This is a genomic window from Scrofimicrobium canadense (assembly GCF_009696615.1).
Taxonomy (GTDB): domain Bacteria; phylum Actinomycetota; class Actinomycetes; order Actinomycetales; family Actinomycetaceae; genus Scrofimicrobium; species Scrofimicrobium canadense.
Genome location: NZ_VULO01000003.1, coordinates 109,524 through 134,965, shown reverse-complemented (window position 1 = coordinate 134,965; position 25,442 = coordinate 109,524). Strand labels below are relative to the sequence as shown.

The 25,442-nt window shown below is 54.5% G+C and carries 38 protein-coding genes; 32 read left to right on the top strand and 6 right to left on the bottom strand.

The features are described 5' to 3' along the window. Position 1 precedes the first annotated feature (1 nt). From rplE to glmM, 25 genes are all read left to right on the top strand, one after another. Positions 2-550, top strand: a complete 549-nt coding sequence (rplE, locus tag FYJ24_RS03325) for a 50S ribosomal protein L5 (protein ID WP_154543580.1) — start codon at positions 2-4, stop codon at positions 548-550. A 2-nt stretch (positions 551-552) separates the two neighbouring features. After that, entirely contained in the window at positions 553-738 is a 186-nt protein-coding gene (locus FYJ24_RS03320) for a type Z 30S ribosomal protein S14 (RefSeq protein WP_154543578.1), read from the top strand. A gap of 71 nt (positions 739-809) precedes the next feature. After that, positions 810-1,208, top strand: a complete 399-nt coding sequence (gene rpsH / locus FYJ24_RS03315) for a 30S ribosomal protein S8 (protein ID WP_154543576.1) — start codon at positions 810-812, stop codon at positions 1,206-1,208. A gap of 10 nt (positions 1,209-1,218) precedes the next feature. After that, positions 1,219-1,755 (top strand): 50S ribosomal protein L6, encoded by a 537-nt coding sequence (gene rplF, locus FYJ24_RS03310; RefSeq protein ID WP_154543574.1) that lies wholly within the window; start codon positions 1,219-1,221, stop codon positions 1,753-1,755. After that, the gene (rplR, locus tag FYJ24_RS03305) at positions 1,755-2,126 is read left to right on the top strand and encodes a 50S ribosomal protein L18 (protein ID WP_154543572.1); all 372 of its coding nucleotides are present in this window, start codon (positions 1,755-1,757) and stop codon (positions 2,124-2,126) included. The genes rplF and rplR overlap by 1 nt, the downstream gene beginning before the upstream one ends. Before the next feature lie 28 nt (positions 2,127-2,154). After that, positions 2,155-2,835 (top strand): 30S ribosomal protein S5, encoded by a 681-nt coding sequence (gene rpsE / locus FYJ24_RS03300; RefSeq protein ID WP_154543571.1) that lies wholly within the window; start codon positions 2,155-2,157, stop codon positions 2,833-2,835. Next, positions 2,832-3,014, top strand: a complete 183-nt coding sequence (gene rpmD, locus FYJ24_RS03295) for a 50S ribosomal protein L30 (protein ID WP_450097626.1) — start codon at positions 2,832-2,834, stop codon at positions 3,012-3,014. Before rpsE ends, rpmD begins: the two co-directional genes overlap by 4 nt. Positions 3,015-3,016: 2 nt before the next feature. Beyond that, complete coding sequence (gene rplO, locus FYJ24_RS03290) at positions 3,017-3,499, top strand: 50S ribosomal protein L15 (protein WP_154543567.1); 483 nt, start codon at positions 3,017-3,019, stop codon at positions 3,497-3,499. Positions 3,500-3,596: 97 nt separating this feature from the next. Then, the gene (secY, locus tag FYJ24_RS03285) at positions 3,597-4,892 is read left to right on the top strand and encodes a preprotein translocase subunit SecY (RefSeq protein WP_154543565.1); all 1,296 of its coding nucleotides are present in this window, start codon (positions 3,597-3,599) and stop codon (positions 4,890-4,892) included. Continuing rightward, positions 4,889-5,470 (top strand): adenylate kinase, encoded by a 582-nt coding sequence (locus tag FYJ24_RS03280; protein WP_154543563.1) that lies wholly within the window; start codon positions 4,889-4,891, stop codon positions 5,468-5,470. Before secY ends, FYJ24_RS03280 begins: the two co-directional genes overlap by 4 nt. A 1-nt stretch (position 5,471) precedes the next feature. Next, positions 5,472-6,296, top strand: a complete 825-nt coding sequence (map, locus tag FYJ24_RS03275) for a type I methionyl aminopeptidase (RefSeq protein WP_318656490.1) — start codon at positions 5,472-5,474, stop codon at positions 6,294-6,296. An 18-nt stretch (positions 6,297-6,314) separates the two neighbouring features. Next, positions 6,315-6,821, top strand: a complete 507-nt coding sequence (locus FYJ24_RS03270) for an HXXEE domain-containing protein (RefSeq protein WP_206192470.1) — start codon at positions 6,315-6,317, stop codon at positions 6,819-6,821. 144 nt (positions 6,822-6,965) lie between these two features. Then, a complete protein-coding gene (gene infA / locus FYJ24_RS03265; RefSeq protein WP_154543559.1) occupies positions 6,966-7,187 on the top strand; it encodes a translation initiation factor IF-1 in 222 nt (73 codons plus the stop codon). A 16-nt stretch (positions 7,188-7,203) separates the two neighbouring features. Further along, complete coding sequence (gene rpmJ / locus FYJ24_RS03260; RefSeq protein WP_017793389.1) at positions 7,204-7,317, top strand: 50S ribosomal protein L36; 114 nt, start codon at positions 7,204-7,206, stop codon at positions 7,315-7,317. Between the two features lie 114 nt (positions 7,318-7,431). Beyond that, positions 7,432-7,806, top strand: a complete 375-nt coding sequence (rpsM, locus tag FYJ24_RS03255) for a 30S ribosomal protein S13 (RefSeq protein ID WP_154543557.1) — start codon at positions 7,432-7,434, stop codon at positions 7,804-7,806. A 40-nt stretch (positions 7,807-7,846) separates the two neighbouring features. Beyond that, the gene (rpsK, locus tag FYJ24_RS03250) at positions 7,847-8,251 is read left to right on the top strand and encodes a 30S ribosomal protein S11 (RefSeq protein WP_154543555.1); all 405 of its coding nucleotides are present in this window, start codon (positions 7,847-7,849) and stop codon (positions 8,249-8,251) included. A gap of 69 nt (positions 8,252-8,320) precedes the next feature. Beyond that, a complete protein-coding gene (locus FYJ24_RS03245; RefSeq protein ID WP_318656489.1) occupies positions 8,321-9,307 on the top strand; it encodes a DNA-directed RNA polymerase subunit alpha in 987 nt (328 codons plus the stop codon). Positions 9,308-9,336: 29 nt separating this feature from the next. Continuing rightward, entirely contained in the window at positions 9,337-9,873 is a 537-nt protein-coding gene (gene rplQ / locus FYJ24_RS03240) for a 50S ribosomal protein L17 (RefSeq protein ID WP_154543553.1), read from the top strand. 143 nt (positions 9,874-10,016) lie between these two features. After that, positions 10,017-10,262, top strand: coding sequence for an FtsB/FtsL family cell division protein (locus FYJ24_RS03235; RefSeq protein WP_154543551.1), 246 nt, complete (start codon positions 10,017-10,019; stop codon positions 10,260-10,262). Then, entirely contained in the window at positions 10,234-10,818 is a 585-nt protein-coding gene (locus FYJ24_RS03230; protein WP_154543549.1) for a hypothetical protein, read from the top strand. The genes FYJ24_RS03235 and FYJ24_RS03230 overlap by 29 nt, the downstream gene beginning before the upstream one ends. Next, positions 10,815-11,582, top strand: coding sequence for an ROK family protein (locus FYJ24_RS03225; protein WP_154543547.1), 768 nt, complete (start codon positions 10,815-10,817; stop codon positions 11,580-11,582). The genes FYJ24_RS03230 and FYJ24_RS03225 overlap by 4 nt, the downstream gene beginning before the upstream one ends. Beyond that, complete coding sequence (gene truA, locus FYJ24_RS03220; RefSeq protein WP_154543545.1) at positions 11,563-12,441, top strand: tRNA pseudouridine(38-40) synthase TruA; 879 nt, start codon at positions 11,563-11,565, stop codon at positions 12,439-12,441. The genes FYJ24_RS03225 and truA overlap by 20 nt, the downstream gene beginning before the upstream one ends. Positions 12,442-12,610: 169 nt before the next feature. Then, a complete protein-coding gene (gene rplM / locus FYJ24_RS03215; protein WP_318656505.1) occupies positions 12,611-13,054 on the top strand; it encodes a 50S ribosomal protein L13 in 444 nt (147 codons plus the stop codon). A 22-nt stretch (positions 13,055-13,076) separates the two neighbouring features. Beyond that, positions 13,077-13,568: a 30S ribosomal protein S9 gene (gene rpsI / locus FYJ24_RS03210; RefSeq protein WP_318656488.1), complete on the top strand. Its 492-nt coding sequence runs from the start codon at positions 13,077-13,079 to the stop codon at positions 13,566-13,568. Positions 13,569-13,817: 249 nt separating this feature from the next. Further along, positions 13,818-15,167: a phosphoglucosamine mutase gene (gene glmM / locus FYJ24_RS03205; protein ID WP_154543541.1), complete on the top strand. Its 1,350-nt coding sequence runs from the start codon at positions 13,818-13,820 to the stop codon at positions 15,165-15,167. A 63-nt stretch (positions 15,168-15,230) separates the two neighbouring features. Here glmM and FYJ24_RS03200 read toward each other — a convergent pair whose 3' ends face one another. The 6 genes from FYJ24_RS03200 to coaA all read right to left on the bottom strand — a co-directional run bounded on the left by FYJ24_RS03200 (position 15,231) and on the right by coaA (position 18,934). Further along, positions 15,231-15,467, bottom strand: coding sequence for a hypothetical protein (locus FYJ24_RS03200; protein WP_154543539.1), 237 nt, complete (start codon positions 15,465-15,467; stop codon positions 15,231-15,233). Next, entirely contained in the window at positions 15,424-16,326 is a 903-nt protein-coding gene (locus tag FYJ24_RS03195; protein ID WP_154543537.1) for a hypothetical protein, read from the bottom strand. Before FYJ24_RS03195 ends, FYJ24_RS03200 begins: the two co-directional genes overlap by 44 nt. An 8-nt stretch (positions 16,327-16,334) precedes the next feature. Further along, positions 16,335-16,862, bottom strand: a complete 528-nt coding sequence (locus tag FYJ24_RS03190) for an RNA polymerase sigma factor (RefSeq protein WP_206192469.1) — start codon at positions 16,860-16,862, stop codon at positions 16,335-16,337. 197 nt (positions 16,863-17,059) lie between these two features. Beyond that, positions 17,060-17,497: a hypothetical protein gene (locus FYJ24_RS03185; protein ID WP_154543533.1), complete on the bottom strand. Its 438-nt coding sequence runs from the start codon at positions 17,495-17,497 to the stop codon at positions 17,060-17,062. Between the two features lie 44 nt (positions 17,498-17,541). After that, positions 17,542-17,712 carry a hypothetical protein gene (locus FYJ24_RS03180; protein ID WP_154543531.1) on the bottom strand — a complete coding sequence of 57 codons (171 nt, stop codon included), beginning with the start codon at positions 17,710-17,712 and terminating at the stop codon, positions 17,542-17,544. Positions 17,713-17,959: 247 nt separating this feature from the next. Further along, entirely contained in the window at positions 17,960-18,934 is a 975-nt protein-coding gene (gene coaA, locus FYJ24_RS03175; RefSeq protein ID WP_154543529.1) for a type I pantothenate kinase, read from the bottom strand. A 58-nt stretch (positions 18,935-18,992) separates the two neighbouring features. Between coaA and glmS the strand changes: the two genes are divergently transcribed. The 7 genes from glmS to rimI are packed head-to-tail and all read left to right on the top strand — an operon-like array spanning position 18,993 to position 25,285. Then, a complete protein-coding gene (glmS, locus tag FYJ24_RS03170; protein ID WP_154543527.1) occupies positions 18,993-20,912 on the top strand; it encodes a glutamine--fructose-6-phosphate transaminase (isomerizing) in 1,920 nt (639 codons plus the stop codon). Then, positions 20,905-21,666, top strand: coding sequence for an ADP-dependent NAD(P)H-hydrate dehydratase (locus FYJ24_RS03165; protein WP_154543525.1), 762 nt, complete (start codon positions 20,905-20,907; stop codon positions 21,664-21,666). Before glmS ends, FYJ24_RS03165 begins: the two co-directional genes overlap by 8 nt. Further along, positions 21,663-22,631: a GRP family sugar transporter gene (locus tag FYJ24_RS03160; protein ID WP_154543523.1), complete on the top strand. Its 969-nt coding sequence runs from the start codon at positions 21,663-21,665 to the stop codon at positions 22,629-22,631. Before FYJ24_RS03165 ends, FYJ24_RS03160 begins: the two co-directional genes overlap by 4 nt. 15 nt (positions 22,632-22,646) lie before the next feature. After that, positions 22,647-23,768: an alanine racemase gene (gene alr / locus FYJ24_RS03155; protein ID WP_318656487.1), complete on the top strand. Its 1,122-nt coding sequence runs from the start codon at positions 22,647-22,649 to the stop codon at positions 23,766-23,768. Further along, positions 23,765-24,253: a tRNA (adenosine(37)-N6)-threonylcarbamoyltransferase complex ATPase subunit type 1 TsaE gene (gene tsaE / locus FYJ24_RS03150; protein WP_154543521.1), complete on the top strand. Its 489-nt coding sequence runs from the start codon at positions 23,765-23,767 to the stop codon at positions 24,251-24,253. The genes alr and tsaE overlap by 4 nt, the downstream gene beginning before the upstream one ends. Then, positions 24,250-24,831: a tRNA (adenosine(37)-N6)-threonylcarbamoyltransferase complex dimerization subunit type 1 TsaB gene (gene tsaB / locus FYJ24_RS03145; protein ID WP_154543519.1), complete on the top strand. Its 582-nt coding sequence runs from the start codon at positions 24,250-24,252 to the stop codon at positions 24,829-24,831. The genes tsaE and tsaB overlap by 4 nt, the downstream gene beginning before the upstream one ends. Beyond that, positions 24,821-25,285 carry a ribosomal protein S18-alanine N-acetyltransferase gene (gene rimI, locus FYJ24_RS03140; protein ID WP_154543517.1) on the top strand — a complete coding sequence of 155 codons (465 nt, stop codon included), beginning with the start codon at positions 24,821-24,823 and terminating at the stop codon, positions 25,283-25,285. Before tsaB ends, rimI begins: the two co-directional genes overlap by 11 nt. Positions 25,286-25,442: the final 157 nt, after the last annotated feature.

The following is a 25,442-nucleotide window of genomic DNA, read 5'->3' as shown; positions in this document are numbered from 1 at the left end:
TATGACTGCGCCACGTCTAAAGACAAAATATGTCGAGAAGGTTCGTCCAGCTCTCGCTGAAGAATTTTCTATCGAGAACGTTATGGAAATCGCCAAACCCCTCAAGGTTGTCGTGAACATGGGTGTGGGTGAAGCCGCGCGCGATTCGAAGGCTCTTGATGGAGCGCTTCGTGACTTGACTGCGATTACCGGACAGAAGCCTCGCGTGAATCGCGCAAAGAAGTCGATCGCTCAGTTCAAGCTGCGCGAAGGACAGGCAATCGGTGCCTCTGTGACACTGCGGGGAGACCGCATGTGGGAGTTCCTAGATCGCCTGCTTTCGACGGCTCTGCCCCGTATTCGTGACTTCCGCGGACTGTCACCTAAACAGTTTGACGGAAATGGCAACTACACTTTTGGACTCACCGAACAATCTATGTTCCATGAGGTCAACGTAGATTCCATCGATAAACCACGCGGCATGGACATCACGGTTGTGACGTCTGCTCGTAATGATGCAGAAGGACGCTCATTACTTAAGAATCTCGGCTTCCCGTTCAAAGAGGACTAAATATGGCTAAAACCTCCATGAAAGTAAAGGCCGCGCGTAAGCCGAAGTTCGCAGTGCGTGCCTACACGCGTTGCAGCCGCTGCGGACGTCCGCAGTCTGTATATCGCAAATTCGGCCTGTGCCGCATCTGCTTGCGTGAGCTTGCCCTTTCAGGCGATCTCCCTGGCGTCCATAAGAGTAGCTGGTAACACTTACGACGTAGGTCCAGGAGACACGATGTCTCTGAGGAAACCGCGTCGAGGAAGGGGATATCCCCCAAATGACAATGACTGATCCGATTGCAGACATGCTTACGCGTCTGCGCAATGCTAATTCGGCGCATCATGAGTCGGTTTCTATGCCGTACTCGAAGCTGAAAGCGGCTATTGCTCAAATATTAGTTGAGGAAGGCTACATCGAGGGAACCTCGGTGGAAGACGCTCGCGTCGGCAAAACCCTCACTTGCACATTGAAGTATGGCTCAAAGCGCGAACGCGCAATCACAGGCTTGAAGCGTATTTCTAAGCCCGGTTTGCGTGTGTACGCGAAGTCCACCAATTTGCCTCAGGTCCTTGGCGGACTGGGAGTGGCGATTCTTTCGACATCTTCCGGTTTGCTGACTGACCGTCAGGCTTCCGACAAAGGTGTAGGCGGGGAAGTCCTCGCTTACGTCTGGTAGGGGGAGCGACATGTCACGTATTGGCAAGCAGCCCATCACGATCCCAGCCGGTGTTGAAATTTCGATTTCCGGCCAAGATGTGAAGGTCAAAGGACCTAAAGGACAGCTGGAGCTTACGATTCCAGATCCAATCACCGCGAAGATTGAAGGCTCGGAAGTGGTCGTGGAACGACCCAATGACGATCGTACGTCGCGCGCCCTTCACGGTCTTTCTCGCACCCTCGTCTACAACATGGTTGTGGGTGTTACTGAGGGATACAAGAAGGATCTTGAAATCGTCGGTACAGGATACCGCGCAGCTCAAAAGGGTAAAGGCCTTGAGTTTACACTTGGCTTCTCTCACCCCGTGATTGTTGAGGCACCTGAAGGTATCGAGCTCAAACTAGAGTCACCTACCAAATTTTCGGTAATTGGCATCGATAAACAGCTGGTTGGAGAAACCGCTGCGAACATCCGTAAGATTAAGAAGCCAGAACCCTATAAGGGCAAGGGCATTCGCTACGTCGGCGAAGTTGTACGTCGCAAGGTCGGAAAGGCGGGTAAGTAATGTCTTACACCGTGAAGGGTAAGGGCAAGCGCATTGCTCGCATTCGCCGGCATCAGCGCGTGCGCCGCAATGTATTTGGTACGCCTGAACGGCCCCGTTTGGTCGTCACGCGTTCGAACCGTCATATGTTTGCGCAGGTTGTCGATGACGAGGCGGGCAAGACTCTTGTATGCGCCTCGACAATGGAGCCTGAACTGCGCGAGCTCGATGCAAAGAAGACCGAAAAAGCTAGTAAAGTCGGTCAACTGATTGCCGAGCGCGCAAAGGAAGCTGGCATAACCGCCGTTGTCTTCGATCGCGGAGGCAACAAGTATCATGGCCGTGTTGCAGCGGTCGCTGACGGCGCCCGCGAGGGTGGGCTCACACTGTGAGCAGGAAAACGGAAAGAGAGAGCAACTGATGGCTGCACAGCAGCGAGGTACTCGAGGAGAATCGGACCGCACATCCCGCGACGGCGACCAGCGTCAGCGTGGAGGCCGCGGTGGCCGAGGCGGCGAACGTCAGGGACGTGACGACCGCAACCAGTTTATTGAGCGTGTAGTTACCATTAACCGCGTGTCCAAAGTTGTCAAAGGTGGACGTAGGTTCTCCTTTGCTGCCTTGGTAGTCGTGGGTGACGGCGACGGCACTGTCGGAGTCGGCTATGGCAAGGCTAAGGAAGTTCCCGCGGCCATCGCCAAGGGCGTAGAAGAAGCAAAGAAAAACTTCTTCCGCGTCCCCATGATTCGCCGCACCATTCCTCACTTGGTTGAAGGAGAGGACGCCGCAGGCGTAGTGCTATTGCGTCCCGCTTCCCCCGGTACGGGTGTTATTGCGGGTGGTCCTGTTCGCGCCGTATTGGAATGCGCTGGTATTCATGACGTATTGACGAAGTCATTGGGATCGTCGAACGCTATCAACATCGTTCGCGCAACAGTGGCAGCACTCAAGCAACTTGAAGAGCCAGAAGAGATTGCCGCGCGACGTGGTCTTCCTTTAGAACGAGTCGCACCGACAGCTATGTTGGTGGCTCGCGCCGAGGGGGAAGCCGACAAGCGTAAGGCAGCTGAAGAGGCTAAGGCATCGGAGGCGGTGGCCTGATGGCTGATCTGAAGATTACTCTGAAGAAGTCCCCGATTGGGGCCAAACAGAACATGAAGGATACGCTGCGTAACCTGGGGTTGCGGAAGATCGGTCAAACGACTGTTCGTCCGAATAACGATGCCGTAAAAGGCATGGTTCGCACGGTCCGTCATCTTGTGGACGTTGAGGAGGCGTGAAGATGGCGAAGGTTACTAAAGAGGGCCTAGAGCCAGCTGAGGGCGACGTCGTCAAGCTGCATCATTTACGTCCTGCGCCCGGAGCTAAGAAAGCCAAGACTCGTGTGGGTCGCGGTGAAGGTTCAAAGGGCAAGACTGCAGGGCGCGGTACTAAGGGAACGAAGGCCCGGTACCAGGTACGTGCGGGATTCGAGGGTGGTCAAACCCCGATCCATATGCGCATGCCTAAGCTACGTGGTTTCAAGAATCCTTTCCGGGTCGAGTATCAGGTTGTCAACCTAGATTTACTCGAAGAACTATTCCCCGAAGGTGGCGCAGTCACCGTTGCGGATCTCGTTGTCAAAAACGCAGTGCGTAAAGGCAAGCCGGTGAAGATACTGGGAACCGGTGAGGTCACCAAGGCCTTCCAGGTAGAAGCTGACAAATGGTCTGCAACTGCTGAGGAAAAAATCAAGGCCGCTGGCGGCACGCTAACAGCACGCTGATTTCTTATAGGGGAGAGTTCACCACTATGTGGCGAACTCTCCCCGCTTCGACTCAGAGCCTAGTAGGCTCAGAATCGACCCAATCCCAGGAGGAGCTTTGCTTCGAGCATTTGCACAGGCATTCAAGACGCCAGACCTACGCCGTAAGATCATTTTTTCGCTGATTATTATGGCGCTTTACCGATTGGGTACATTTGTCCCCACTCCGGGAGTGTCTGCCGCAAACGTTCGGGAATGCATCGCGGTCAATTCAGAAGGCGCCAACCTTCTGGACATGTTTAACCTATTTTCTGGTGGCGCTCTATTGCAGCTGTCAGTATTTGCACTGGGAATCATGCCGTACATCACGGCATCGATCATCATCCAGGTGTTGCGCGTGGCGGTGCCTCGCTTTGATGACCTCTATAAAGAGGGACAATCGGGACAAGCGAAACTGACACAGTACACGCGCTACCTCACAATCTTCCTCGCGATACTTCAGTCAACGACGATGATCGCGTTGGCATCATCCGGACAGCTATTCCCCGGATGTTCTATGCCAGTCATCGTCAATGCTGGTCCCACCACCTACTTGTTCATGGTGCTGGTAATGACCGCTGGAACGGCCGTCATCATGTGGTTTGGCGAACTCATTACCGAAAAGGGTATTGGTAATGGTATGTCGCTGTTGATCTTCACTTCTATCGTTTCGTCTATGCCAATGCAGCTCTTCCAGATTGGTGTTGGGGGCGGCTGGGGCAAAGTTGCAATAATAGTTGTACTGATTCTTCTTGTAACCGTAGCCGTCGTATTTGTAGAGCAGGCTCAAAGGCGCATACCAGTGCAGTATGCGAAGCGTATGGTGGGGCGTCGTACCTACGGTGGAACTACGACCTACATTCCGCTGAAGATCAACATGGCTGGTGTTATCCCGGTTATCTTCTCAACGTCAATTCTTGCGTTACCACCGTTGGTTGCCCAGTTTGGCAGTCAAGAAGATGGATGGGTCCAGTGGATTCAACGCAGCTTTGACCAAACATCGTGGGTCTACCTCCTAGTGAACGGTCTTTTGATCATAGCCTTTGCTTTCTTCTACACTTCTATTACCTTCAACCCCGATGAAGTTGCAGATAATATGAAGCGCTATGGCGGATTCATCCCTGGATTCAGGGCAGGTAAACCTACTGCAGAATATTTGCGGTATGTGATGAATCGACTGACAACGGTGGGCGCCCTTTACTTGGCTATCATTGCGATTTTGCCGTCAATCATTATGATTCCACTCAAGCTTGCTCCTGGGCAGATGCCCTTTGGTGGTACCACTTTACTGATTATGGTGGGCGTCGGACTCCAGACAGTCAAAGACATCAATGCGCAACTGCAACAACACCACTATGAGGGGTTTTTGAAATGACACGTTTAGTACTGATGGGCCCACCTGGAGTGGGGAAGGGAACACAGGCTCGGATTATCTCAGAAAAGCTTGGGATTCCGGCAATCAGTACTGGACAGATATTCCGAACTAATATGGCTCAAGGTACTGAATTAGGTGTCGTTGCTAATCAGTACATCTCCCAGGGCCGCTTTGTTCCGGACTCGGTGACTAATCCGATGGTGGCTGCCAGACTTTCTTCGCCAGACGTAGCAGAAGGTTTTCTTCTTGACGGATATCCACGAAATCTAGACCAAGCTCATGCCTTGCGAGACATGCTGGCTAGTCAAGATGCGAAGCTGGACGTAGTTATCGACATAAATGCTCCGCATGATGTTTTAGTTGAGCACATGGTGCATCGGGCACAAATAGAGGGACGCACCGACGATTCTCCAGAGGTATTTGCAGAACGTCTTCATGAGTACCACCGCAAGACTGAGCCGGTATCTACTTACTATGCCGATCAGGACCTACTGGAAGTGGTCGATGGGGTAGGGACAATCGAAGAGGTCAGTGGGCGCGTTTTTGCGGTGCTTCAGGCGCGGACGGTCGCGGTCTAACGTGCGGGTCGGACTCAAGAACGCGGCCGAGATGGCCTATATGCGTGAGGCTGGCCTGGTTGTGGCTGCGATCCATAAGGCTTTAGCCGACGCATGTGCTCCTGGGGTAAGACTGCGAGATCTCGACCACGTGGTTGGCGAGGTCACTGCGGCGCATGATGCTGAACCAAACTTCCTGCATTATCAAGGGTTTCCCGCGAATGTGTGCATTAGTGTCAATGAAGAAATAGTCCACGGTATTCCCTCGGATAGAAAGCTAAAAGACGGAGACATTGTCTCCTTCGATTGCGGTGCGAGAATTCGTGAGGACGGAAAATGGTGGCATGGCGACGCGGCCTTCACAACGGTTGTCGGGGACGGCTATGAGGAACTCGAAGACCTCAGTAGGGTAACCGAGGGGTCGATGTGGGCGGGTATAGCCGCTCTATCAGCTGCGCGTCGAATCAATGACATCGGTGTTGCTATTGATCAGTACGTAGCTGAAAACTCACCCTATGGGCTAATCGAAGGCTACACGGGCCACGGTATCGGTAACGAGCTTCACGAAGGCCCCACTGTCTATAACTATCCAGTTCGTGGACGTAGCGAAAAGGTCAAGCCAGGCATGGTGCTGTGCATTGAGCCAATGGTTGTTGCTGGCGACATAGCTACTGACGTCTTAGCAGATGACTGGACGGTTGTTACCAAAGATGGATCTCCTTCTGCTCACTGGGAGCACACAGTAGCTGTCTTGCCAGGAGGCATTTCCGTACTGACCGCATTCGATAGTGGCGCTGCTGGATTGAAAGACTTTGATGTGGAACCGGTGGTCGTCACCACTGCATAGCACAAGATGGATGCGGTGATGGCAGCAAACTGTAACGCACTGGTCCCCGCGGCACTTGTCGCCTCGTGGACAATCAACGACATCGAAGAATGGTTCACCATGGGCCAGTGGACCAGGAAACATGCAGCCAGGTTACGTAGCCTGAAACTCCCTCTGCCGTGGCCAGAGAAAGGCATGACAGACCAGCAGGCACATTTTGCAATCACGCTAGTAGGCGTCGGCGTATTGGCTGCAGCTGCTGCGGGAGTGAAGTCACAAGGGCGGTCTTCTTTCTACCGCTCGAGCGTATTGGCTTTTGGACTTCACGGTCTTACGCATCTGGGGCAAGTGGCTCTTTTCCGAGGATACACACCAGGTTCTATCACCGCTGTGCTAGCAGTCCTCCCTTTTTGGGCATGGGCAGAACACTGTCGAAAGAGGAATGGGGCAGATTTGTACACCCTTCGCGAAGTATTTGGAGCGTGCGCAATAATTGCGGGACTTGTGCCCATCGTTGGGCTAGCTGGTCGCGTTGTAAGGCGGTAAAGGTATCATGAGTGCGTGTCGTTTGGTGAGATCGGTTACTTGAGCCCGATCTGGCTAGTTTCACTTGAATTTCTCTACTAAGCTAGTTGATCGGGCATGCTCATCTGCGTACCCAAAATACTGATGTGAGGACTAGCGGAGGATATGGCGAAGAAAGACGGCGTAATCGAGGTTGAGGGCACGGTTGTCGAGGCGTTGCCCAACGCCATGTTCCGCGTCCAGTTAGAGAATGAGCACATCGTGCTCGCACATATCTCTGGCAAGATGCGGCAGCACTACATCCGGATACTCCCGGACGACCGCGTGGTTGTTGAACTAAGCCCTTATGACCTCTCCCGAGGTCGTATTGTCTACCGCTACCGATGACGACTGAGGACTTCTGATGAAGGTAAAACCCAGCGTGAAGAAGATCTGTGACAAGTGCAAGGTGATTCGTCGCCACGGCAATGTCATGGTCATCTGTGAAAACCCACGCCACAAACAGCGCCAAGGCTAACGCGGCGCAGTCAGCGTTCACTCACCTCCCTGAGAGGAACCCTCAGTTCAGAGGCTGGGGCCGGAAACGGAGAGTGGGCGACACCTCTGAGAGAAACACGGAGAAATAGAAAATATGGCACGTATTGCCGGCGTCGATCTCCCTCGCGAAAAGCGCATGGAGATCGCACTCACCTACATCTACGGCATTGGCCGCACCCGGGCTAAGGAAACCCTGGAGGCAACCGGTGTAAGCCCTGACCTGCGCGTAAAAGACGCGACAGAAGAGGATCTGGTGAAGCTCCGCAGCTTCATTGATTCTAACTTCCAGGTTGAGGGAGATTTGCGTCGCGAGGTGCAGGCTGATATTCGACGCAAGATCGAAATTGGCTGCTACCAAGGCCTTCGTCACCGTCGCGGGCTTCCCGTGCACGGACAGCGCACAAAGACGAACGCACGTACCCGTAAGGGACCAAAGCGTACCGTCGCAGGTAAGAAGAAGGCTAAGTAGAAGTAGCGCATAGCGCCTAGATTGTAGGAGAAAGCACCAAATGGCTCAAAAGACTCGCGCGACTTCGTCGCGTAAGCCGCGTCGCAAAGAGCGTCGCAATGTGACCCACGGACAGGCTCACATTCGTTCGACCTTTAACAACACCATTGTTTCTATCACCGACCCGACTGGGGCAGTCATCGCCTCGTCAAGTTCTGGTCAAGTTGGATTCAAGGGCTCACGTAAGTCTACCCCATTCGCAGCACAGTTAGCAGCAGAGGCTGCTGCTCGCCGCGCGCAGGAACAAGGCATGAAGAAAGTGGATGTATTCGTCAAGGGACCTGGTTCAGGTCGTGAGACAGCTATCCGTTCTCTCCAGGCTGCCGGCTTAGAAGTTGGCACTATTCAGGATGTCACTCCGCAAGCACACAACGGATGTCGTCCTCCTAAGCGTCGCCGCGGCTGACGTCATCACCCCTTTCAACTCCGAACCCCCCAGTGTCATATAGCGGTCACTGGTAAGAAAGGAACAAACGTGCTGATTGCACAGCGACCCATTCTGACTGAAGAGGTTGTCAGCGAATACCGTTCGCGTTTTACGCTTGAGCCCCTAGAACCGGGCTTTGGCTACACGCTTGGAAACTCGCTTCGTCGTACCCTTCTTTCATCTATTCCTGGAGCGGCAGTCACCTCGATTCGCATTGAGGGCGTTCCGCATGAGTTTCAGACTATTGAGGGTGTAAAGGAAGATGTTTCCGAAATCATTCTCAACGTCAAGCAGCTAGTTATCTCCTCAGAGAATGACGAGCCGGTTGTAATGTATCTGCGCAAGCAGGGTCCCGGTGAAGTCACAGCTGCGGATATCACACCTCCAGCAGGGGTGGAAGTTCACAACCTTGATCTCCACATTGCGACGCTCAATGAGCACGGCAAGCTTGAGGCAGAGCTGACAGTTGAACGCGGACGTGGATATGTTTCGGCCGCTCAAAACAAGGATCCCGATGCCGAATTGTCGCGTATCCCTGTTGACTCGATCTACTCGCCAGTCCTCAAAGTGACCTACAAGGTGGAAGCCACCCGTGTTGAACAGCGCACGGACTTCGACAAGCTGATCATCGACATTGAGACAAAGCCAGCTATTGATCCTCGCGATGCGCTTGCATCAGCAGGTAAGACACTGGTTGAGCTCTTTGGACTAGCAAGAGATCTCAACATCGAGGCAGAAGGCATCGAAATTGGCCCCACCGTCACGGATGAGACAGTGGCAGCTGATTTGGCACAGCCGATCGAAACGCTGAACCTTCAGTCCCGTTCTTTCAACGCGCTGCGTCGTCGTGGGATCTTGACCGTGGGTGAGCTTCTTGCTCACTCAGAGGCCGATCTGTTGGATATCCGTAACTTTGGCACCAAGTCAATCGAGGAAATCAAAGAAGCCCTCGCTGGCTTGGGAATGGCATTGAAAGATTCGCAGGTGCCACCGTCTGAAGGCGGCTCCATTTTCTCTGACACTCCCGCCATCTGATTTTTCATTTTCGTTATTGAGGAGCATTTATGCCCACCCCTAAGAAAGGCCCCCGCCTCGGCGGTTCACCTTCGCACCAGCGTCAAATTCTCAAGAATCTGGCTACCCAGCTGACTCTTCACGGTTCAATTCGGACCACGGAGGCCAAAGCGAAAGCACTTCAGCCATATTTTGAAAAGCTGGTGACTAAGGCACGTCGCGGTACCATCCACGATCGCCGTGTAGTCGGACGCAAGATTACCGACAAGGAAGCACTGTACGTCCTCTTTGACGAGGTTGCTCCCTCGATCGATAAAGAACGCCAAGGTGGATACACGCGCATCATTCCCCTTGGAAACCGCAAGGGTGACAATGCCCCCTTGGCTGAAATCTCGATCGTCACTGAACCAGTGATGAAGAAGGCAATCGTCAAGGACGCTACCGCGACAGCTAAGAAAGCTGCCGAAAAGGAAGCGAACGAGGCTGCAGCCGAAGAGGAAACTGAAGTAACCGAGGAAGCCGTTGAGGCAGAGGCAGTTACTACAGATGAGGACACCTCGTCCACTGAAGACGCAGAAGACAAGTAGTCCTTTAGCAAAAAGACATAGATGGGTCGGTGCCAGAGAATGGTGCCGACCCATTTTGTCTCATTGAAATGCATAAGAGCCCTCAAAGTGTCGCTTGTAGTTCTTGCTACTATTGATCAAGATGAAATGGGAAAAGGTGTGGGATGACAGCTAACCAGAAGCCAAGAAATCAATACGGTGGCGTTCCAGCGAGACTTATTCTCATTGTCGCGGGTGTATTCGTTTTCATCGGAGCTGTATTCTCCGGTGTCGGCGTCGTTTTGCACGCACGGGCCGAAGCGGCACAAGTACAGTTGGATTCGGTGATGGAAGAGTTGAGTGCGGTCGAAACCTCGAATACTGATCTGGAGGTGGAGATTAATGAACTCGAAAACAGCTATGTCGATTAAGTTCCCAGTGTGGTTAGCTGTGCTGCTGAGTGTCACGGCACTTGTTATAGCGGGGCTTGGCTTGACCGCCGCGGTGGTGACGTATCAGCGCAACCATGCGATCGAAGCAGAAATCGTCGCTCAAACAGAGGCATTATCGACAGCAGAGGCGACACAAGAACACCTCAAAGAGACTCGTCAGAGCGCTGCAACGGCAGCTGAAGAACGACGCGCAGTGTTTGAGACCGATCAGTCGTATGTTGAACGAGGGTATGACGTTTGGGAGCACGGTGTCTATTGGCGTTGGTTGAGTGATACCGAGATGGCAAATCTTAGCGACTCTGACAAGCGTGCTTGCGGTGACAACGGTTGTGGCAGCATCTACGTGGTGCTCCACGAAGGTTGCCCAGGCACTCTGAGCGGTACCGTTGAATTCGTTGATGCCGCGGGAAACTTTGTCGAAAACGCCAAAGCTAATGCATACGGTGTGAAATCGGATACCGACCAGCTTCTTATTTTCCCTGCTGGGAACGACAGCTCTCACCGTTACTCTCTGACAAGCCTTGAATGCCGATGAGTGTTGACGATCTGACATTATGTATTGACTGTGGCGGAGGCGGTATAAAGGCCTCCGTCTTTGATTCATTTGGCAACCGGTCAGGGCCAGCACTGCGGACACCTACGCCCTACCCATTGCCCCCATCGCTTCTCGTTGAAGTTATTTGTGATCTGGCTGAACAGCTTCCTTCGTCTACTCGATGCACTGTGGGAATGCCGGGTATGATACGGCATGGGCGCGTTATCGCGACGCCCCACTACATCACCAAGGATGGCCCTCGATCTAAGGTGCTGCCCGACTTGAAAGAAATGTGGCGTTCGTTCGACATGCGACGGGCGGTGAGTGACGCTCTTCAAATACCAGTACTTGTACTCAATGACGCCGAAGTTGCCGGTGCTGGTGTTATCACTGGGGCTGGCCTAGAAATGATTATCACCTTGGGAACCGGATTGGGCAATGCGATCTTCGACAATGGCGTGCTGGCACCCCATCAAGAAGTATCCCAAGGGTTTGTGCGCTGGGGACTCACCTACGACGACTATATTGGCGAGCATGAGCGTCTGCGTTTAGGTGATGCTCACTGGTCCCGCCGGGTTCGCCGAGTAGTTGAGGGGTTGCGCCCAGTCTTTCTATGGGACCGGCTCTATCTGGGCGGTGGCAATTCTCAGAGAATCACGCTACCAAACCTCGCCAAGATGGGTGACGATATCACTATCGTCCCCAATCAGGCAGGGACTTTTGGGGGGGTGCGAGCCTGGGAATATGCCTCGACTGCGGATTGATCTTGCCTACAATGGTGCATATTTTCATGGCTGGGCGGCCCAGCCGGGGTTGCGGACTGTAGAAGGCGAACTTTCTGACGCTCTGAGCACGATTCTTCGTCGTCCAGTGAGTATTACTGTTGCGGGACGAACAGATGCAGGAGTTCACGCTCGCCACCAGGTCGCTCATATTGATGTGGATGAGGCCGAAACAGAGCTATTGTCTGTGAGACGACTGCAGGGGCTTCTTACTCAGAGCTATTCTCGTCTGTGGGGGCAAGAGCCAATCGCTTCCTCGCTCTCGAAGTTAGAGAGTCGTTCCGGTATGGCTGATATATGGCTAAAAACGGTTACCCACGTTTCACCAGACTTCGATGCGCGTTTCAGTGCTCTGTCGCGGCGCTACTGCTATCGGATAGCTGATGCTGCAAGTGTTATTGACCCTATTGAGCGTTCGAATATCTGGTGGAATACCGGTGCCGAACTTGATATTGACGCAATGCGCAAAGCGGCGGAAGTCCTGCTGGGCGAGCACGACTTCCTCTCCTTTTGTCGCCCCCGCGAGGGTGCTACAACGATACGCACTCTCAAAGAGTTGGCTGTGGAACGCGGTGATGTGATAGAAATCTGCCCGCAAGCTGATGCCTTTTGCCACTCAATGGTGCGTTCACTGGTGGGTGCTCTGGTCGAGGTGGGGCGCGGTCGGCGTAATAGAGACTGGTTTATAGAACTGGTCTCCACGCCTTGTCGCAAACACGGTGTCCCTATTGTGCCAGCGCGAGGTCTCACCCTTGAGGGAGTCGAGTATCCGGAAGAGGCTCAATGGGCGTCCCGGGCCGCACAAGCGCGCAATCGGCGTGAAGGTGCCCACAATCTTTGACCGCAGTGTATCCCCGAGATTACACTTGTACTGCTTGTGGCTGGCGTTATTCAGCTTCTTCCCACTCGCTGTTGACGCAACAGGCCACAGGAACGATTTAGTTTTCGCGAACTGACTCTTGCATCCCGCGCAAGTGATCGGTTCTACAAGACAGGAAATGAGCACACAAGTGCGCACATACTCACCCAAGCCAGGGGACGTGGACAAGAAATGGTACGTCGTTGACGCTACCGATCAGGTCCTTGGTCGCCTCGCAGCACAGGTCGCTACGCTTCTGCGCGGCAAGCACAAGCCGACGTTTGCCCCCCATATGGATATGGGCGACTACGTCATCATCGTCAATGCCGACAAGGTGGTCCTCACCGGCAACAAGCTGGACCAAAAGAAGGCCTACCGTCACTCCGGCTACCCGGGCGGCTTGCGTTCTATCACCTACCGCGAACTGATGGAAAAAGATCCGGCTAAAGCTGTTGCTAAAGCCGTGGTTGGCATGATTCCTCATAACTCTTTGGGGCGTGACCAAGCCCGTAAACTTCACGTTTACGCAGGCCCAGAGCATCCTCATGCTGCGCAGCAACCAGAGCCATACCAGCTCAAGCAGATCGCCCAGTAGGCGCTAATACTTTAGGAGAACCGTGGCTGAGACCACCGAAGTTATTGAGCTGGAAGAAGAAGTAGCACCCAGCTCTTACACAACAGAAACGGAAGCTCCCGCCGAAGGGCGTGGAGAATCCATCACCGCTCCAGGCCAAGGCCTGGGACGTCGTAAGGAAGCTGTCGCCCGTGTGCGTCTAGTTCCTGGCACCGGCCAGTGGACCATTAATGGGCGCACTTTGGAAGACTACTTCCCGAACAAACTGCATCAGCAGCTTGTGAAGTCACCTTTTGTTCTTTTGGATATCGAAGGTCGCTTCGACGTTGTAGCACGCATCGCTGGTGGCGGCCCTTCGGGTCAAGCTGGCGCGTTGCGCTTAGGAATTTCACGTGCACTCAATGAGATTGATCGTGAAGCGAACCGCCCAGCACTGAAGAAGGCTGGATTCCTTACTCGTGATGCCCGCGCTGTAGAGCGCAAGAAGGCCGGACTCAAGAAGGCCCGTAAGGCACCACAGTACTCAAAGCGCTAAATCTCGCTTTATGCAAAATCCCCTTGCCGTTTGGCAGGGGGATTTTGTGTTTTCCTCACCCTCTTCCCACGTGGGTCCCACGTACGGGGTCATGAAACTGTACACGGAGCCGTATACCGCCCCGGCAGCTACCACATCGCCCAGGCTGTGGTTGTGGAACCTCAGACCGCAGTAATGCGGTCGCGGTCAACGATTCAGGCAGATGCTTCTATACTGGAATGCGGCGAATACTTGAGAGTAAGGGCAACAATGGCACGACTATTTGGAACCGACGGCGTTCGGGGCCTGGCAAATCGCGATATTACTGCAGACCTAGCTTTACGTCTGGGCGAGGCAGCCGCTCGAGGGATCGGTGGGGGACCACGCGAAGACGGTTCGAAGCCTCGCGCAGTAATAGGACGCGACACTCGAATCTCGGGAGAGTTCCTTGATCATGCGATTGCTGCAGGTCTTGCTGCTGCTGGTGTCGACGCTGTGCGTATCGGAGTCGTCACCACGCCGACGGTTGCCCACCTGACCGCCACGGAACCTGAGATTGACCTGGGGGTCATGATCTCTGCGAGTCACAACCCCATGCCTGACAATGGCATCAAGTTTTTCGGACGTGGCGGATACAAACTCGACGATGCGGTCGAAGACCATATTGAGGCACTTTTGGACCAGCCTTGGGATCGTCCAACCGGAGCCGCTGTGGGTGAGGTTTGGTATGACGACGACATGGCCGAAAAATCCTACGTTGAACACCTTGTCGAGTCCACCGACGCGGACCTCAGAGGCCTGCGGATTGCGGTTGACTGTGCCAACGGTGCCGCGTCACACCTTGGTCCTGAAGCATTGAGAGAGGCTGGCGCGGACGTTGTTGTTATCAACGCCTCGCCCGATGGTCGCAATATTAACGACGCCTGTGGGTCGACGCACCCTGAGCAGCTGCAGGCTGCCGTTGTTGCTTCGAAGGCAGACTTTGGTGTCGCTTACGACGGTGACGCTGACCGCTGCCTGGCAGTTGACGCGAACGGCAACCTGGTCGACGGCGACAAGATCATGGGAGCTCTGGCCATCGACATGAAGGCTCGCGGCCAGCTGGCGCAAGACACGTTGGTCGTTACCGTCATGAGTAACCTTGGGTTGAAACTTGCCATGGAAGCGCACGGTATTGCCGTAGTCCAAACCGCGGTGGGTGACCGTTATGTGCTCGAGGCGATGCGTGAGGGCGGGTACTCTCTGGGAGGCGAACAATCCGGCCACATCATCGCGCTGGACTACTCAACCACGGGTGACGGTATCCTCTCGTCCATGCTGATTTCGCGCATGGTGAAGAACAGTGGGAAGACTCTTGCCGAGCTGGTGGCCCCCATCAACCGGTTGCCACAGACCCTGATCAACGTTTCTGGGGTGGACCGCGGGGGACTTGAAAATGAAGCCGTTCAGCAGGCAGTTACGCACGCTGAGGGACTTTTGGGAGAACGCGGCCGCGTGTTGTTGCGGGCCTCTGGCACGGAGCCACTGATTCGCGTGATGGTCGAGGCATCCACTCAACAAGAAGCTGACGGCGTTGCCGCTGCGTTGGCAGATGTGGTGGAGAAGAACCTGGCATTTTAACCACGATGAGGGGCACGGTACATGGTGTGCCGTGCCCCTCATCCATATTCACTTCGATGCCGTTTACCCTTCCGGTGGAAGAACTTCGCAGCCTTCGATCTCCTCACAGGGTGCCAGCGAGTCGATGCCGCGATATTCGAGGTAGGTCGTTGAGCCCGCAACATGCTCGTATGATGCGAGGATGAATGGTCCGCGCATAGTTGATTCAGTTGCCGAAATCATCCCGGTCGATGGATCAACGATTATGCGGATCTCCTCACGGAATCCCTCTTTCGTTCCGGGATATGGCGAAAGCCTCACCCACGCGGCCTTGAGAGTCAGTCGCGGTTCCTGAATATGTGACACCATCTTCGTCTGCCAATACCTCAAAAAATGCTGGGCGGTTCGAAGCCGTCAAGCCGATACCCCCATCCCAGCGGTGAATAAACTCAAATACAAAGTCATAAGTGGTAACTGATGCGGGATCGTAATACCACATAAGATCGGTGATGATGCTGGCCCTATCGGGTTGTAGTCGTATTTCTGCGCGCACGGGACGGGGAGTGTAATCATAGGTTGAGTTTCCAGGTAGCGGTGGTGTGGATTGCCAAAACCGCACATCCCCCTCTGCTAGTTGGAATTCGATATCGTCGTTCCCTTCAAGGAGTACTGTGGTCTCTTTGTCCCGGTGTACATCATGAGAGATAGGCCAATCCCATCGCTCACTTTCGCGAATGTATGCGCTTGAGCCATCTTCCATCCAACCGTCGCCCCGTGAGATTGTGTGAACCTCGGCGATCTGATCAGGGCGGCCCAGGTCTGGAGCTTGAGCCGCATTCGCTGCAATTTCTCGAAGTTTGTTGCTGGCAGACTCTTGGGGGACTTGATCGGCATAGGTGACGGTGCCCGCGTCGGCCGACCGCATGGCGTGAATACCCATTCGGATTGACTGCGGAGTGACTCCAGCGGCATAGGCAAAGCCGCACAACCCCAGCATTGTCGCAGCGGCAATAGTGGTGCGCACCAGGATGCGGCGACGTTTGCGCGAGGACTTGGCTTGGTGAGAGGTAAGCGTCGTGAGGAGGCGCTCAGCGTGTGCCTGTTCGCGCGCCGTCAAAGTGAGGTCGGGAACGGGATTGTGGTTGGCGATCATTGTGTCGAGGTCATAAGAACGAGGCATCGTTACTCCTAAAACTGGTTCGTGGAGACGGGGACAGAGGCGGAAACGTCCGCTTGGCTATCGAGGATTTCGCGCAGTCGCTTGCGGGCCCGCGATAGTCGCGTTGAATAGGCGACGCGGCTGATAGCCAGAACGTTGGCAGCCTCTTTGGAGCTCAGGCCATCCCACGCGGTGAGAGCAATTGCTTCCTGCTCGCCAGGGGAGAGCTCTTCCCAGGCTGCCTGAAAGTCGAGGGTGCCAGCCACCTCGTCGGACAAGGAAGGCTGAAAGGGGTGCGGTTGCGCGGCGCTTTTGCTGGCGAGTCGCAGACGCCGGTTTTCTCCTCGATTGCGTTCTGCCAAGAGGTTACGTGCGCTTCCGAACAACCACGGGCGTGGCTGCTTGGGTGCGTCGGCCCAGCGTCTCCAAGCAATGGTGAAAGTTTCCGAGGCGATGTCCTCTGCGTCGGCCCTGTCCGAGCTGCGCCTGGCCGCAAAGGCCAATATGTCAGGATAGTTGTCTCGAAAACAGTCAGGGAAATGCTCTGGTTTGGCCACAGCCCCTCCTTTAGGTTTGTGCTGTAGCATTCCCCTACACATGGCCGGCACTGCGCTAATTGTGACATGCGGTTTCTCTGCTGCCTTCGCCTTCCCCCTTCCCACGTACGGGGTCATAAAACCGTACACGGGGCCGCATACCGCCCAGGCAACTACCACATCGCCCAGGATGCTGCGGCTATCTGGCTGCGGAAAATCTAGAACCTGCGACCGGGAACAAAAAACCCGGAAGGCAGTTTTTTCCATAAGGTGCGCTTAGGACCGTTGACCGGGCGTCCGCATGACTGCACATGGGCAGCAACCTTGCCGAGCGCGGACACTGGGCGCACAAACTCGCGCGAAGAAATGCGCATGAGTTTCCAGCCGGCCCGCAAAAGTGAGTTTTGGCGGTCAACAAAATCGCGGCGCCCCTCGGACGTAATGTCCACCTTGGTGTAGCCATCGAATTCGAAGCCACAGCGAATACCCGGTATAGCAGCGTCGAGAAAATACTGCCTTCCCTCAACCCAAACCTCATACTGAGTTATCACTTCTTCTGGTGGGAGGATGCTTGCCAAAAGCCAACGTAAATACGCCTCGCCAGGACCTTCACAACCGGGATCACAAGCCTCAATGACGGCAAGAGCTTTGGCCAAGTTGAAATCATTATTTTCCGCAGAATCAGCGAGTTTCTTCTTGGTTACGGCGGATCCTTTTCGCCAGTGAATACGGGAAGAGAATCTGGGCTTTTACGCGACAGTGTGATTGAGCGCGCACGAACCCGGGTGATGAATGCTCGCAGTTGCCACGCGGTGGCACCATCTGGCACTAATGCTGCATCGAAAAAATACCTTGTGTGATTTTGATCCACGTCGTTCCTGCGGGAAGGTCGCGTGCATGGCCAATGAAGAATCCAGTAGTAGTGATACCCATTGAGGCATGGTGTCATTTCTTGCGAATGCCCGTTTACGGTGAAAGCTCTGACTGTGGATATACGGGGTATTCCAACCTGTGGATAGGTGGCGATGCACTGCCACAGCCTGGGCGACGTGGTAGCTGCCGGGGCGGTATGCGGCCCCGTGTACGGTTTTATGACCCCGTACGTGGGAAAAGGGGCGCTAGGTTTTCCGCAAGGAAATCTCCTCAACCCGATGATCACCGGATTTACGCAGCACTAGGGTGGCTCGTGGCTTGGTCGGTTCAATGTTGTCAATGAGATTCGGGAGATTGATATCCCTCCAAATCCCGCGGGCCACGGTAACGGCCTCGTTGTCTGAGAGTCCGGCGTAGTTCGTGAAATATGAATCGGGATCGGAAAAAGCGGTTGTGCGCAGCTGCAAGAAGCGATCAATGTACCAGCGTTCTACGTCCGCGGGGTCAGCATCAACAAAGAGGCGAAAGTCAAAAAAATCAGCGACAGAGATTCCCAAGCCGTCCGGGGTCGTTCGTGCAGGTTGTAACACATTAAGGCCCTCAATGATGACAATATTAGGGCGATCAATGATCTGCTGTTTTCCGGGAACTATGTCGTAGGTGACGTGAGAATAGACCGGAGCCGCAATGCGTGCTTGACCACTCTTGATGCGAGCGACAAAATCGAGCAGAGCAGTTCGGTCATAGGATTCAGGGAAGCCTTTGCGTCCCATCAAGCCGTGTTCTTCTAGGTAACTGTTGGGATAGAGAAAACCGTCCGTCGTGACCAGGTCAACACGCGGGGTGCGCGGCCAACGCGAAAGCAACAATCGTAACAATCTACTGACTGTTGATTTTCCCACTGCAACGGAACCGGCCACGCCAATAATAAAAGGCGTGACTTGATGGCGGGGTTGCTGAATGAGTGTCTGCTGTTGCGCCCCAATCCTCCGTGTCGCATCGACATATAGCTGTAGGACGGCAGAGAGCGGGCGATAAATTGCGTCCACTTCGCGCAGGTCAATAGGGTCTCCAAGAGAAGCCAATCGCTCAATATCGAGTGCCGTCAATGGTAGCGGAGTGCGGGTCGCTAAGGCTGACCATTGCTCCCGCGTGAAATGCTCGAATGGACTGAGTTCACCATGTTTTCCCAGGAAATTCACCCCTCTATTGTGCCGCATAAAAATCACTTCCTGATCCAGCTTGCGTCAGGGGCATTACCAGTGGTTGAGTAAAACCATGTGCGGAATCGCTGGATATGTTGGACAAAACCCGGATAGCAAAGCCCAAGAAGTCGTCATCGCCGGTTTGAGGCGCCTCGAATATCGTGGCTATGACTCTGCAGGGATCGCTCTACTTACCCCTGCATTTGATGATCCGCTGGTAGTGCGCGCAGTGGGGAAACTCGTGAATCTTGAACGAGCGTTAGAAGACGCAGATATTCCCGATGCCACAACCGCAATTGGGCATACCCGGTGGGCAACCCACGGGGAAGCAGTAGTTGAGAATGCTCACCCCCAGGTTTCCGAAGATCGTGCGGTCGCACTGGTCCACAACGGCATCATTGAAAATTATGCTGAGCTCAAACACCAATTGCGCGAAGAGGGCGCAGAATTCACCTCCGACACCGATACAGAAGTGGTGGCCCACCTCTTGAGTAAAGCCATGGCCGACCCGACGCTCACTCCGTGGGACGGGGAACTGCCCGGAATCTCGGGTGAACAGGCAAAAGTTGGCGCCACGATGATGGCAGCCATGCTGGCAGTCACCCGCCGACTGGTGGGCAGCTACACGCTGTTAATGGTGCACCGCGACGCGCCCAACGTCGTGGTCGCCTCCCGGCGTTCGTCACCGCTTGTGATCGGGGTAGGGGAGGGCGCTAACTACCTTGGATCTGACGCGCTGGCTTTCGCCGACTACACAACTTCAGCTCTAGAAATTGGACAGGATCAGGTGGTTGGTGTCACCCCTGAAGGTGTTGTTGTGGTTGACAGGGACGGCGAAACCGTCGACCCCAGAGAATTCAACGTTGATTTTCTTCGGGATCGTGCAGACAAAGATGGTTGGGATACTTTCATGGAGAAAGAAATCCATGAACAGCCAGAGGCCGTGCGGGCCACACTTGAGGGGCGTCTCGATGCGAAGGGCGCTCTTACACTAGACGAGGTGCGCATACCCGAGTCTTTGCTACGTAGCGTGGACAAGGTAGTGATTATCGCTTGCGGAACTGCTGCTTATGCTGGACAGGTTGCGCGTTATGCCATTGAACACTGGTGTCGTATTCCTGTCGAGGTGGAGTTGGCTCATGAGTTCCGCTACCGTGACCCGGTTGTCAACGAGAAAACCTTAGTTGTCGCCATCTCTCAATCGGGAGAAACAATGGACACGATCATGGCGATTAGGCACGCCCGTGAGCAGGGAGCACGCGTGGTGTCGATTGTGAATACGCCCGGATCGACCATCGCTCGCGAATCGGATGCCGTGTTGTTGACTCACGCGGGTCCTGAAATTGCTGTTGCCTCAACGAAGGCGTTCACCGCGCAGATCACCGCGTGCTATCTCCTAGGCCTCTACTTGGCGCAGATTCGCGGCAATAAATATATTGACGAAATCCACGACTACTTGGACAAGTTGGCGCAGATACCGGACAAAATGCAGGAAGTCTTGGATAGTGGTGAGTCCGTTCGTCAGATTGCTCGGGCTATGGCCGATGAGGAATCAGTTCTTTTCCTGGGACGACATGTGGGCTATCCGGTTGCTATGGAAGGAGCTCTCAAGCTCAAAGAGATCGCATATATTCATGCGGAAGGCTTTGCCGCAGGAGAGCTCAAACATGGCCCGATAGCTCTTGTTGAAGAGGGTCAACCAGTTTTCATTGTGGTTCCGACGCCTCGTCGTCCAGAACTTCATCAAAAAACTGTGTCAAATGTTCAGCAGGTGAAAGCTCGCGGGGCGAAGACCATGGTGATTGCCGAGGTGGGGGACGACTCTGTCGACGAATACGCGGATATTGTTTTTCGAGTTCCTCCAGCCCCAACCCTTTATCTGCCGCTACTACAGGTGATGCCACTCCAGATTTTTGCGTGTGCCTTAGCAGGTGCAAAGGGCCTCGACGTAGATCAGCCTAGAAATCTCGCGAAGTCGGTGACCGTTGAGTGACGTTCTTGAGATCACTGCCCAACGAGTGCATGGATTCTTCCGTGTACCAGGGCCCAATGACGACAAATATAGTCGAGGAGTAGTCCAGTTTGTCACGGGCTCGGAACAGTATCCTGGGGCGGCAGTTTTGGGTATTGCTGGGGCTTTCGGCATCGGACCGGGTATGGTCCGCTACGCTGGAGCGGCCCGTACATTAGTTCTCACTCATTTTCCTGAGGTTGTCTGTCAGCTGGGTCGCTCCGCTGTATCGGTCATTGGCTCTGGGTGGGGTGAAGACCTTGTGGAACACGCGCTACAAGCTGAGGCACCTTGCGTTGTCCTGGACGCGGGTGCAATGGAGCGTGAAGAGCTTCGTCACATGGGCGGGACATTGGTTCTCACGCCTCACCACGGTGAGGCCGCCCGTCTGCTTCACTGCTCTCGCAGTGAAGTTGCGGACAATCCGCTCCGCAGTGCCAGGGCTCTGCAGGAACGCTTCGATGCGATCGTCGTCCTCAAGGGCTCTGCCACCTGGGTTGTTGGGGAGCAGGAGTGGTGTTTTGAGGCGCCCTCGCATTGGGCTGCCACTGCTGGAGCAGGTGATGTATTGGCTGGAGCTATCGGCGCTGCCATTGCTGCCAGCCCTGCGACAGTGGAAGAAGCCGTGGTTGCAGCGGTGTGGGCTCACGGAAGCGCTGCCTATTCTACGAAGCCAATGAGAGCAATGGCTATTGCGGATGAGCTTCCAGCAAAAGTTGAGGCTATAGCAGTATGATCCTGGTTGCGTTGTTGCCGTCGGTGGCATTTGGCTGTATGTCGCTGTTGACCATGAAGTTACAAGGTGATCAGCGCCAGCAAACTCTGGGAATGATGCTAGGTGGCCTCATTGTTGCGCTGGTATTGTGGCCATTTTCAGGCGGGATGATCAGTCTGCACCTGTGGCTTATTGCTATGGGCTGCGGGTTTATGCTTGGTATGGGAATCCACTTTCAGATCATGAGTTTCCATGTTCTAGGTGTTTCGCGGACAATGCCTATTTCTACCGCGTCGCAGCTTATTTTGATGTCGGTTCTTGGTGTGCTCGTTCTGGGCGAGTGGCGAGCACCAGGGGCCCTGCCGGTAGGAATCGTGGCTCTGGTGTGTTTGGTGTTCGGCGTGATTGCTACTACGTGGACTGAAAAGTCTCCCTCCCTTGCAGCAGATCAGAGCGCTATAGAGGGAATTGCTTTTGCGCCTGCCCCTACAGCTGTACCTCCGGAGAGCCCGCGCCAAGAAAAAGTAGTGTTGGATTGGCCTAAAGGAATCCTCTACCTGGTCCTATCCACCCTCCCTTTGGTGCTTTACCTCATTATTCTTCGTTGGTTCGATATTGATGCCATCAAAGGTTTCCTCCCGCTGGTTCTAGGGGCCGCAGTAGCGGGATTACTTTTCAGCTTTCCTCAGTTCAGCCCGCACTTAGGAAAGCGAGATACACGGTGGCAGCGCTCGACACTGTGGCAGCTTATCCCGGGATTAGTCTGGTGCGCCGGCCTAGCAATCATGCAGTATGCGACCGAACAGGTGGGGGTGGCCACGGGCTTCACCCTCTCTCAGCTTGGAGTGATCATCTCGACGGTGGGCGGCATCACTTTGCTCGGTGAAAAGCGCAGCCGCAAGGAACTATGGGTTCTGTCGGTGGGTATTGTCCTTTTGGTTGTTGGTGCAATTTTGGTGGGTGTGGCAAAAGGTCTGGATGCATAGTGGGATAATGCTGTGGTGACTGAACGCTTTCCCGCTACAATATTCGTCGATCTTGACGCAATCGACTCTAACGTTGAGGTTCTCCGCGATCGAGCCGGTTCAGCAGAAACTATGGCAATCGTGAAGGCTAATGCGTATGGCCATGGTCGGGAACTAGTATCACGGCAGCTCTATTCTTCAGGTGTGAGAAGCTTTGGGGCTTCTCAGCTGTCGGAAGCCCTCCAGCTTCGGGCCGAAATTCCTCGCGACACTCGTATCTTTACGTGGCTTGCCAGTCCGGGGGTGTCGTGGCAAGACGCGGTCGATCACGATTTGACGCTCAGCGCTTCATCCATTGATGTCCTTGAAGAACAAGCTCAGGTTCACGGCGTTCCACGAATACATCTGAAGATTGACACTGGTATGTCGCGCGCGGGTGCCACACTTGCAGATTTTGATCAGCTGGCACAGCGGGCAGCCGAGCTTCAGGCGCGGGGAAAAATTGTCGTCGAAGGGTTGTGGTCGCATCTGGCCGAGGCGGATGATCCCGATTCCGATCGAACCGACGAACAAATGCGAGTCTTCAGTCAGGCAGACCAGGTACTTGCGGGGCACGGTATTGATCCGGAATATCGACATATGGCAGCGACTGCAGGAACACTGTGGCATCGGCAAACTCACCTCGATATGGTGAGAGTCGGGATTGGACTCTATGGGATGTCGCCTAACCCGGCTTGGCAGTCAGCGGAAGAACTCGGTTTGAAACCGGCCCTGAATGTGGCCGCACCACTTGTCATGGTGAAGCAATTAGAGGCAGAAAGTCGTATCTCCTATGGCGGAACCTGGCATACCACCAGCAAGAGATGGGTTGGACTGGTGCCTTTGGGATATGCCGATGGGATTCCTCGCAGCGCATCAAACGGTGCGCCGGTCGTCGTGGCTGGGCATGAATCTCATGTTGTTGGCCGGGTGTGCATGGATCAGTTCGTGATCGACCTAGGCGAAGGAACCGCCCCGATAGCAAACAGGGGCGACGTAGTGTGGGTGATGGGCCCAAAGGGGGCAAACGTGGAACAATGGGCTGAGAAAACAGACACCATCAACTATGAGGTGACAACTCGTTTGGCACGTCACATTCCCCGTGAGGCTCTGCGATGAAAAGGGTATGGAACACTCATTCCGCTGATGAAACACGTGAAGTAGGCATCCAGCTGGGGCGGGTGCTTCGTGCTGGCGATGTCGTTTTACTTCATGGTGATTTGGGTGCTGGTAAGACAACATTCACGCAGGGTTTAGCCCAGGGGCTTGGTGTCCAAGGACGGGTGACGTCACCGACTTTCATAGTTGCCCGAGAACATGCCTCGCGTGGGAACGGCCCAGCTTTGGTGCATGTGGATGCTTATCGAATCCGGGATGACCAAGACATGACAACTTTGGACTTGGAGCGGTCCCAAGACGATGCGGTGACCGTGGTCGAATGGGGCGAAGGGAAAGCTGAAGGCCTTTCTCGCCAACGGCTGGAAGTGTCCTTGACTGATCAGGGGGAAGGCAGCTGGGAAGACGTCGATGCGGGGACTCGCGTCATCACTTTTTTGCCGCACGGTGACCGCTGGAATGACGTATTCGACAAGGAGTCTTCATGATCGATTTATGTATTGATACATCTGCGGGATCATCAGTTGCTGTCATGCGTGACGGTGAGGTTGTGGCCAGGGGTTATGAGGATAACCCCCGAATGCATGCAGAAGCTTTGACTCCACTTATCGAGCAGGCGCGTAGCGAAGCTGGTGTAGCGCCCGGATCGTGGGACCGAGTCCTTGTGGGGACTGGACCTGCGCCTTTTACCGGCCTGCGGGCTGGTCTCATCACGGCAAAGGTCATTGCGAAAGCAAGCGGAGCTCAGCTGCACGGGATTCCCAGCCTGGCAGTCTTGGCGAAGGCTCATCTGGGAAACGAGGTGGGGGAGGTAGTCACGGCGATGAGTGATGCGCGCCGTGGCGAAGTGTATTGGGCTGTATACCGCAATGGTGAGGAAGGACTAGAAGAAGTTCGTCCTCCGTATGTCGGAAAGACCGCTGAAGAGCAGGGGCGCGTTGTTGGTCCGGGAGTTCCCGTCGATGTGACTGTCATGCCAGCTTTGGTTGAGGAATACCTCGCCCGCGGAGAGGACACTCCTGTGCAGCCGCTATATCTTCGGCGTCCAGATATTCATGGCGCATAAGGAAGTAGATATTCGTCGCCTCGTTGATAGGGACATTGACGCCGTCGTGACAATAGAACAAGAAGTCTTTGGTGCCGAGGCGTGGAGCCGAGAACTGGTCGCTGAAGAGATAGCGAGCCCTTGGTCCTTTTATTGCGGAGCTTTTGTGGACGAGGCTCTGGTGGGGTATGGCGGTATCAAGGGGGACCTCGAAAAAGACCTTATGACCTTGGGGGTACTGTCTCAGTGTCAGGGGCTTGGAATTGGTCGGCAGATACTTCGCACTTTAGTGATGGAAGCTGCGGGCGCTGATATTTTCCTGGAAGTGCGTGCTTCAAATACGGTGGCTATTGCCCTTTATAGCTCCTTCGGTTTTTATCCGATCGGAAAAATAAAGGACTACTATCGGCAGCCTCGTGAAGATGCGGTGTCAATGAAGCTCAGTAAAGACAACGATAGGCTTTCGAAAACCTGACTGTTATGTAAAAGATAAAGTAGTAGGTAAACCTTATCTTCGGCGACGGGCTTCTATAGGGTTACTACTTGTCGATATACCTGCAGGTCAGAGCCGTATGTGATGGGGTGATGTACGGCACACATGTGGGAAGCCCGGAGGTCCCACACTTAGAGAG